Source organism: Nocardiopsis sp. LDBS0036 (assembly GCF_041228755.1).
Taxonomy (GTDB): domain Bacteria; phylum Actinomycetota; class Actinomycetes; order Streptosporangiales; family Streptosporangiaceae; genus Nocardiopsis; species Nocardiopsis dassonvillei.
In genome coordinates this window covers 1-6,580 of the sequence record NZ_CP141103.1, presented here as the reverse complement: position 1 = coordinate 6,580, position 6,580 = coordinate 1, and the positions used below count along the sequence as shown (strand labels likewise).

General features: G+C 74.0%; 2 protein-coding genes and 1 pseudogene. 2 read left to right on the top strand and 1 reads right to left on the bottom strand.

Annotation, left to right across the window (positions count from 1 at the left end; all coding sequences use genetic code 11):
- Positions 1-14 precede the first annotated feature (14 nt).
- Together UIS43_RS00015 and UIS43_RS00010 are read left to right on the top strand one after the other, a co-directional pair.
- Positions 15-794 carry a hypothetical protein gene (locus UIS43_RS00015; RefSeq protein ID WP_370012119.1) on the top strand — a complete coding sequence of 260 codons (780 nt, stop codon included), beginning with the start codon at positions 15-17 and terminating at the stop codon, positions 792-794.
- 418 nt (positions 795-1,212) lie between these two features.
- A complete protein-coding gene (locus UIS43_RS00010; protein WP_358423473.1) occupies positions 1,213-2,472 on the top strand; it encodes a S8 family serine peptidase in 1,260 nt (419 codons plus the stop codon).
- A gap of 146 nt (positions 2,473-2,618) precedes the next feature.
- Here UIS43_RS00010 and eccCa read toward each other — a convergent pair.
- Positions 2,619-6,577: pseudogene (gene eccCa / locus UIS43_RS00005) on the bottom strand (type VII secretion protein EccCa).
- Between the last annotated feature and the right edge of the window lie 3 nt (positions 6,578-6,580).

Genomic DNA, 6,580 nt, shown 5'->3' with positions numbered 1-6,580 from the left:
TCACCGGACAGTCCGTGACGACGAGCACGCACGAGACCAGCGCCCAGACCTTCGTCGAGGGCATCCAGAAGGGCCCCGAGCTCTCCTGGCACGAGAACGGGCAGCTCATCGCTCTGGGCAACACCCGCGCCGACGGAATCCCCGTCGGCCCCCTGCACTACTGGGACACCGAGGGGAACCTCGCGTACGAACACGTCAACGACGCGTCCGGAAGCCCGCGCGTCACCAGGGAGTGGGACGAGTCCGGAAACCTCGTCGGCGAGGAGCGGCACGAGGACCACGCCGGCGGCGCCGGCACCGGCGAGGAGTCCTTCCTGCCCTGGCAGAGGGTCAGGCTCGCCCCCGGCATGCGGGCCCCCGAACGCGGAGGCTCCCTGCCCGCGGTCGGCGCCGCGGACCTCACCACCGCCGAGGTCGAGGGGCTCGGCCGCCGGGTCCTGCACGACGGCGAACCCTTCACCGGGGAGGCCGTCACCCTCGACCGCCGGGGCCGGATCGAGATGCACACCTTCATCGAGGGCGTCGAGGACGGCCCCACCCTGACCTGGGCTCCCAGCGGAAAACTCGTCATCCAGGGCATCACCCGCCACCCCCACGGCCCCGTCGGCCCCTGGCACCAGTGGGACGAACAAGGACGCCTCCTCCGTGAGATCGTCCACGACGCCCTGGGCAACCGCGTCATCGTCCGCCAACTCGACCAGGCCGGAAACATCGCCCGCGAGGAGCGCAGGCCCCCCGCACGCCTGGCCCGCGACCCCCGAACCGGCCGGGAGCACCCCGCCCCCTGGCTCTGAGAGGCGGTCGCGCTCCCGCACCGGGGTCGCGAAGCCGTCGCCCCCGCCTCCGTGGAGCCCGTTCCGGGGGGAAACGACGCGGGCCGGTCACCAGGCGCTCATGGAACGTACACGGGAAACCGAGTACGCTACCGCAGTCGGCCCTCCCGTCCGGGGCCCCGCCCGCACGGACCGCGGCCCCCGCGGCGGCCGCAGCCCCGCCCCGCGCGCGGAAGGACCCCCTCGCGGCGGCGGAGAGGCCCCGCGTCGGCGCACGCCTCCCGGTCCGGCGTTCCGCGGAGGGTTGGCGTAGGGTCGGGCCCCCGTCCCGCTCCCCCGCGCGGCCTCCGACGGGACGGCGCCCCGCGCCCCGTCGGGCCGCCCCACCGGGCGCGAAGCGCCCCCAGGACACCCCCAGAGAGTCTGGAGCACACGTCAGGTGACCGCACACACCGATCCGGGGACCACCCGGTCCCGGCGCCGCCGCACCGCCGCCGCGGCGCTGGCCCTCGGGCTCCTCGCCCCCCTCCCGGCTGCTCCGGCGGCGGCCGAGGCGCCCCAGGACCCCGTCTCGCTCGCGCAGGTCCACCCCTTCAAGGCCGACAACCAGCCGTGCGCGGCCACCGGCGGGGACGTCGTGGAGCAGCGGCCCTGGACGCACCACTTCCTGGGCCTGTCGCGGGCCCACGACCTGAGCACCGGCGAGGGGGTGGGCGTGGCGCTGCTGGCCCCGGAGGTGGACGGCGGCGTCCCCGCGCTGGCCGACGCCGTGGAGGGCGGGCAGTCCGCCGACTGCCTGGGGTTCGGCACGTCGCTGGCCGGAGTGGTCGCCGCCCGGTCCGTGGAGGACAGCGGCCTGGTCGGGGTGGCTCCGGACTCGTCGGTGACGGCCGTGGCCACCGGCAGCCCGCAGACCGGTCTGGCCTCGGCGCAGGAGATCGCCTCCGGGATCGGGAGCGCGGTGGACTCGGGGGCCCGCGTGGTCCTGGTGGGCACCGGCACGTGGGAGGCGTCGTCGGCCCTGGAGTCGGCGGTGGCCGCCGCCGAGGAGGCCGGAGCCGTGGTCGTGGCCCCCGCGACGGTCCCCACCTCCCGGGGGCCGCTGCCGGGCCAGCCCGCCCAGCACGCGTCCGTGCTGAGCGTGGCCGCGCACGACGTGGAGGGCCTCCCCGTGGCCCAGCGACCTCTGGTCCTGCCCAGCGGGGACCTGGCCCGCGTGGACCTGACCGCGCCGGGAGACCGGGTGGTGGGGACCGGCCCGGGCGGCGGCCACGTGGCCACGGCGGGCGACGGCGTGGCCGCGGCCTTCGTGGCGGGGGCCGCGGCCCTGCTGATGGCGCGGGAGCCGGACCTGAGCGCCGCGCAGGTGCGCGAGCGGCTGACCACCACGGCCTACGCCTCGCCGCGGGGGGACGCGGACCCGCTGTCGGGACACGGCAGGGTGGACCCGCTGGCGGCGATGGCCATCGCCCCGGGCGGCGCCCCCGCCGGGGTGGTGGGCGAGGGGTTCGTCCCCGACCCCTCCCCCGAGGGCTCGGTGGACGCGCCGTCCACGGCGGTCGTGGTGTCCGTCGGGCTCCTGCTCATCGTGCTGTGCGTCCTGGGCGGAGCGGTGGTCAAGCTCGGGCGCGCGCGCGAGTGGCGTCCCGCCGCCGCGGGCGAGCCGGTGCCGATGCGCTCCGACGAACCGGTGCGCTGACACCGAGACACGGGAGGGGGCGTCCGGCGTACCGGACGCCCCCGAACACGTTCTGGGGCCGGGCTCCCCTCCTGGAGAGGCGGGGAGCCCGGACCCGCCCGCGCCGCGCGGGGACCCGCCCGCGCCGCGCGGGCGGGTCCGGCGTGTCACTCCTCGGCGCCCTCGGCGATGGCCAGCTGCACCTCGACCGGGTCGCGGCGAGCGATCCACAGGGCGCGTCCCGCGGGCATCGTCCGCGCCCGGACGCTGCCGAACATCATGCCCTCCGAGGGCGGGGCGGACAGCAGGATGCTGGGCGTGTTGGAGTCGATGAGCGTCCGGATGACGGGATCGCTGGAGGCCCGGCTGAAACCGCCAGCGGCGTGCACGAGGACCACGTGCAGGCCGATCTCCGCGCCCTGGCCGAGCATCGGCAGGAGCGGGGCCAGCGGGCTGGGCCCGCTTCCGGAGACCATCTCGAAGTCGTCGATGAGGATGAACAGTTCGGGGCCCGTCCACCAGTCGCGCTTGCGGATGCGGTCGGGGGTGATGTCGGGCCCGGGCAGGCGCGCCTTCATCGCCTGCGCGGCGGCGGCCATCATCTCCTTGACGTTCTCGCCCGACACCGCGTAGCCCAGCTGCATCTCCTTGGGCACCGCGTCGTAGAGCTGGCGGCGCTGGTCGGCCAGCACGACCCGGGCGGTGGTGGGCCCGTAGTGGCTGCGGATCGCGTTGGTGATGTGGCGCAGCAGCGTGGTCTTGCCCGTCTCGGTGTCGCCGACCACGAGCATGTGCGGGGTGACGCCGAAGTCGTGCCAGAACGGCTGCATCCGGCGGCTCTCCAGGCCCATGGGCACCTTGAGGCCGCCCGCCTTGGTGAGTTCGGACCCGGGCAGTTCACGGGCGTGCAGGATCGCGGGCAGGGTGCGCACCGCCGGGGCGGAGGGCCCGTCCCAGGCCGCGCGGACGCGGTCGACCAGCTCGGTCATGCCCTCGGACAGCGTGACCGAGTCGGGGTCGCCGTCGGCGCGGGGCAGACCGGTGAGGAAGTGGTGCTTGGTGTCGGTGATGCCGCGCCCGGGCACGCGGGGCACGGTCTGCGCTGCGCGCATGTGGACCATGGAGTCCACGGGGTCGCCCATCCGCAGTTCGAAGCGGGTGCCCATGAGGTCGCGGACGCCGGTGTGGAAGTCGGCCCAGCGCGGGGAGGCGACCACGACGTGCACGCCGTAGTTGAGGCCGCGCTGCACGATCTGGACGATGGAGCCCACCAGATCCGCGTAGTCCTGGCGGATGGTGCCCCAGCCGTCGATGACGAGGAAGACGTCGCCGTGGGGCTGGTCGGCGAACTCCCCGGCGGCGCGGCGCCTGCGGTAGGTGCCCATGGAGTCGATGCCGTTCTCGGCGAAGAAGACCTCACGCTTGGTGAGGATCTCGTTCATCTCCATGATGGTGCGGACGATGCGCCGCTCGTCGGTGCGCGTGACGACGCTGCCCATGTGCGGCAGGTCCTTGAGCGAGGTCAGCACGCCGCCGCCGCAGTCGATCCCGTAGAACTGGGCCTGGGCGGGGGTGTTGCACACCGCGAGGGTGAGGATGAGCGAGGCCAGCATGGTGCTCTTGCCGCTCTGGGGGCCGCCCGCGATGCCGACGTGTCCCCCGGCTCCGGTCAGGTCGGCGACCAGGGGCAGGCGCTTGTGCTCGAAGGGGCGGTCGATGATCCCCAGCGGCACGCGCAGGGTCGTCTCCTTCCTCCAGGCCAGGCCGCCCTCGGGCAGGCGGGTGCCGACCATGGCGAGCAGCTCGTCCACCAGCAGCGGCACCTCCAACGGGGGCAGCCACACCTCGCGGGCCGCGGGGCCGAGGTCGTCCATCCGCGCCAGCGCGGTCGCCAGGAGCGACTCGCTGGTCTCCTCCTCCTGGACCTCGGGCTCCTCGGGTTCGGGGACGGCCGCGGCCACGGCGGTGTCCGCGAAGAGCACCACCTCGCCGCCGACCGTGCTCCTGCGGGTGGCGCGGCGCTTGACGCGGTAGGGACCGGAGACGTAGGCGGCCTTGAACCGGGTGAGGGTCTCGGTGTCGGTCTTGAGGTAGCCGTTGCCGGGGGCGGAGGGGAGCTGGTGGGCGTCGGGCACGCCGAGCACACCGCGGCTCTCGATGGCGGAGAAGGTGCGCAGCGCGATCCGGTAGGACAGGTGGCCCTCCAGCTGGTGCATGCGGCCCTCGTCCAGTCGCTGGGAGGCCAGCAGCAGGTGGACGCCGAGGCTGCGGCCCAGGCGCCCGATCATGACGAACAGGTCCATGAAGTCGCGGTGGGCGGCCAGCAGCTCGCTGAACTCGTCGACGACCACGAACAGCGTGGGCATCGGCTCCATGTCGGGGTTGGTCTCGCGGGCCCTCTCGTACTCCAGCGCGGAGCTGAAGTTGCCCGCCGCCCGGAGCTGCTCCTGGCGGCGGACCAGCTCGCCGTGCAGGGCGTCCTGCATGCGCTCGACCAGGATGGCCTCGTCGGCGAGGTTGGTGATGAGCGCGGAGGTGTGCTGGAGCTTGTCGAGGCCGATGAAGGTCGCGCCGCCCTTGAAGTCGACGAGCACGAAGTTGAGGGTCTCCGGCGAGTGGGTCAGGGCCAGGCCGAGCACCAGGGTGCGCAGCAGCTCGCTCTTGCCCGAACCGGTGGCGCCGATGAGGCATGCCGTGCGGGCCCATGCCGCCCAGCGCGGACTCCTTGAGGTCCAGCTCCAGCGGCGCGCCGTCGGAGTTCATGCCGATGGGCACGCGCAACCGGTCCTTCTCGTGCAGCTCGCTCCACATGCGCTCGCTGTCGTGCCGGTGCAGGTCGGGGATGCCCAGGAGCGTGGTCAGCTCGAAGTCGGTGGTGGAGCGGCTCGGTGACCTCGACGACCATGCCGATCCGGTAGGGCGAGAGCAGGCGGCCCAGGGAGGTGGCGCGGGTCAGGCTCAGGGTGTCGGGCCGGCCCAGCACCTCCTCGGTGTCGCGGCCGCTGTTGTCGCGGGAGAGCATCACCAGGCGCTCGGTCTCCACCCGCAGGGCCAGGGTGTAGGGGTCGTCCTCGGGCGGCATCGGGTCGGCGACGTCGATGACGACGGCGTTGCGGTAGCCGCCGCCCAGTATGCGCGACCCCGGGGGGATGCGCCCGCCGTCCACGACGACGACGGTGAAGGGCTCCTCGCGGCTGGGGGCGGCGGTGGGGTCGAAGCGGGGGCGGTCGGCCAGGTCCGGGAGGAGCTGTTCGAGCTCCATCGCGTCCGTGCACAGCAGCCGGGCCTGGCCCGCGCCGTCGCGGGCGGTGGGGTGCTGGCTGTGGGGCAGCCACTTGGTCCACGACCACAGGGGCAGGGACTCCTGGGAGCAGCACACGGCCACGCGCAGCTCGTCGTGGGCGTGGAAGACGGTGAGCTGGCCCAGGAGAGCGCGGACCAGGCCCCGGCTGGTGTCCAGGTCGCCGGCGCATGGTGATGCGGGAGTAGCCGCGCAGGTAGATCTGGACCGGCTGGTCCTCGACGGTGCCGTAGGCGCGGATGAAGCGGCGCAGGGCGTGGGCGCTGAGGGGTTCGAGGTCCTCCACCGGTTTGGAGGAGACCGGGGAGATGGTCATGGACAGCGCCTGTTCGCCCACGGCCATGCGCGCCTCGGCGAAGTCGTCGTCGGTCCCCCTGCGCTCCCACAGCCGGGAAGTGCGCACGATCGACCACAGGGCGGGTGGGCGCCGCCAGAGCATCGCGTCGCGCTGCTCGGTGACCACGCTCCGCAGGCGGGTGCGCATCTGCTTGAGGTAGCGCAGGTAGCTCCGACGGTCGTCGTTGAGCTGGCGTCGGCGCTCCAGCATGCTGCGCAGGTACTGGCCGCCGATCATGACCACCGCACCCACGAGCATCATGCCGCCCGCCAGATAGGGCATGATGCTGCTGCCGTCACCCATCCTTCCGGGCGGACGAGCATCAGCAGCATCGCCATCGACGTCAGGGCCATCGGCAGGTAGGTGAACACCGACGAAACGTTGGCCTGGCGTTCGGGCAGCTCGCGGGGCTCCTGGAGGCTGACCTCGCCCGAGGGCAGGTCCGGCCCGGGGCGCCGCGGGGGGCGCCGGACGAGGATCGTACTCACGGG